Annotated in this window: 1 protein-coding gene; it reads right to left on the bottom strand. The window is 73.8% G+C overall.

Going from position 1 to position 428, the window contains the following annotated elements:
* On the bottom strand, positions 1-377 hold a 377-nt coding region (locus M3677_RS17490), incomplete at its 3' end, for a DeoR/GlpR family DNA-binding transcription regulator (RefSeq protein WP_251161211.1).
* Positions 378-428: the final 51 nt, after the last annotated feature.

Consider the following 428-nt stretch of genomic DNA (forward strand, 5'->3'; position numbering starts at 1 on the left):
GTGGTGACCACGACCAGGCCCCGCCGGTCGGTCAGCTGGGCGGCGAGGTACCAGCACGTGGTGGAGGAGTCCAGCGCGATGACGTCGCCGTCGCGCACCAGCGGCGCCACGGCTTCGGCGATGGCCTCCTTGGCCGCCTGCCGGTGGCGCAGACGGGTCTCGAAGGCGCCCTCGTCGGCCGTCCGGGTGGGCACGGCGCCGCCCCGCACCCGTCGCAGGGCCGACCGCTGCTCGAGGGCCTCGAGGTCCTTGCGGATGGTCACCGTCGACACCCCGAGCTGGGTGGCCAGCTCGGTCACGTGGACGTGGACGCGCCCGGTGCTGCCCAGCTCGCTGAGGATCGCCTCCGAGCGGGCGAACTCGTCCAGTGCGACCACCGCGCGCCGTCCCCTCTCGTCCTGCTGACCGTGAGCTGGGTCTCTGTGACC

This window comes from Curtobacterium sp. P97 (assembly GCF_023712445.1).
In the GTDB taxonomy this organism is placed as follows: domain Bacteria; phylum Actinomycetota; class Actinomycetes; order Actinomycetales; family Microbacteriaceae; genus Curtobacterium.